The 1,763-nt window shown below is 55.1% G+C and carries 2 protein-coding genes and 1 pseudogene; all 3 read left to right on the plus strand.

Annotated features, from left to right (window positions below; genetic code table 11):
* Positions 1-651: 651 nt before the first annotated feature.
* Complete coding sequence (locus KHO23_RS34815) at positions 652-837, plus strand: hypothetical protein (protein ID WP_211617534.1); 186 nt, start codon at positions 652-654, stop codon at positions 835-837.
* 70 nt (positions 838-907) lie between these two features.
* Complete coding sequence (locus KHO23_RS34820) at positions 908-1,342, plus strand: universal stress protein (RefSeq protein ID WP_211617535.1); 435 nt, start codon at positions 908-910, stop codon at positions 1,340-1,342.
* Positions 1,343-1,694: 352 nt separating this feature from the next.
* Positions 1,695-1,763 (plus strand): annotated as a pseudogene (locus KHO23_RS35765) (IS6 family transposase); the annotation flags it as partial.

Genomic DNA, 1,763 nt, shown 5'->3' on the forward strand with positions numbered 1-1,763 from the left:
GATACGCGTCAAATTCGTCGATATCTTCTCTCATCGCGATCATCCAAAGTCTGTATTATTCAATACTACCAGGTATCGCTTTGATGTGAATATTTTATTGACACAGTAAGAATAGGAACACCTCCAGCAATATTCGACCGGCAGAGGCAATTGATCGGCCGGCGCCGCAATCGTCTCCGGTTGTACTTTCGCAGTTCTCCCCGTATCGGTATTGTTCAAACGAACGATGATGTCTGGCAGGGGTCAACGCCCTACTGCTGCGGTAGGACAAACCCCCGAAGCTTCTGTTGATCCGGAGGTCGCCATTGGCGGGTGCTTCAGGTGGCTCTTGGTTTTGTCGCTGCAGTGGGCGTATCTCGTTGCGCCCCGTGTCGCTGCAAGAAATGGGAGAGTCGCGCCCACTCATTTTTATTGCAGCGCGCGCTCGCCGACAATGAATTTTCTGGTCTCGCAATTCGTTCGACCATGCAACCATACATGTCATGGCGTGACATATAATCGAATCGAAGGCCCACATCAGAATTCGGAGTGTGTCGAAGGTGAAACTGGGGCCAGAAAACTTGGACTCGCGAAAACGGTCCCGGTTGCGCTGGAATTGACTTCAGCCCGGGTTTTGGCGCTGCAACCTCACTGCGACGCACCAGAGGCGTGATGATCATCAATAACAGCTTCGAAATCAGCTACCTGCTGATTGCATTTGCGCTGCTCCGCACTATCCTGGTTGGCGAACTGCTCAGCATGCTGCAGTTGCAACGCTGGCATCCCAAGATGCTGGATGCGGCGGTGGGCGCGCTACTGGGCTTCGTGCTGATCGAGGCCGTGGCGATGTTCACCTGAACAATTTCGTTGGGAACCGATTCGATCGCTCGACTGGACGACATCGCGAAATCTGGCAAAGGAATCCGCCATGGCCCCGTTCAACCGGATCCTTCTCTGCTACGACGCCACACCGGAGGGACGGATCGCGCTGCGCTGCGGTGCGGCCCTTGCGCAGCAGTTGCAAGCTGAAACCCATCTGCTCTCGATTTCCGACTGCACATCCTGGTCAAGTGGGTTCGATGTTCTGTCGTCGATGAAATTCGAGGTCGATGAACAGGAGGCACGAGAGACACTGTGTGAGGGTATTGGCTGGCTGCGGGCATGGGGTGTGACTGCAACGGGACATTATTCGGTGGGAAATGCAATTGACCAGATTTCCCGCCTGGCGGATTCATTGAAGGTCGACCTGATCGTCATCGGACATCAGCCGCACGGGTTTTTTGCGCGCTGGTGGAGTGGAGAAAACCACGCATTGCTGCTCGACCGCGTATCTTGCGGCGTCCTGTTCAAGGTGGCCGCCTGACGGTCTTGCGGGACTTCGAATCGGAAAAGCCGTCACCGGGTGAAACGACCTCGACCGGCGCATCAGGAGGCTAGAACCTCTTCATTGAACGCACGACCATGACGGAGGCGAAGATGGTAACGGATCTTCTGGTACAAATTGCTGTTGCGGCGTAAGCGACATTTGGCGGCCGTCTTGACGATCAGAATTTGATCTCGAAGAGGCGTTCGTTGAGGCCCTGGAGGTCAAAGGCAGCAGGATCGAAACTACCGCCACACCAGTCGAGCAACAGTTGGTGTTCATCATGAGCGGGGTCGATGATCGCGTCGAGGGGCTTTGTCACGTTGCCGAGGTGGTCGCGTAAAATCGGGAGATGAAAAAGACGAGATCTCTCTATCACGGCCATCGCTTCCCTGCGGTGGTGATCAGTTGTGCCGTTCGC

It is taken from the genome of Paraburkholderia haematera, from assembly GCF_905220975.1.
Lineage (GTDB): Bacteria > Pseudomonadota > Gammaproteobacteria > Burkholderiales > Burkholderiaceae > Paraburkholderia > Paraburkholderia haematera.

Coding starts and splice junctions, on each gene's coding strand:
- KHO23_RS34820 (WP_211617535.1), top strand. CDS start 908: ATGGCCCCGTTCAACCGGATCCTTCTCTGCTACGACGCCACACCGGAG.
- KHO23_RS34815 (WP_211617534.1), top strand. CDS start 652: ATGATCATCAATAACAGCTTCGAAATCAGCTACCTGCTGATTGCATTT.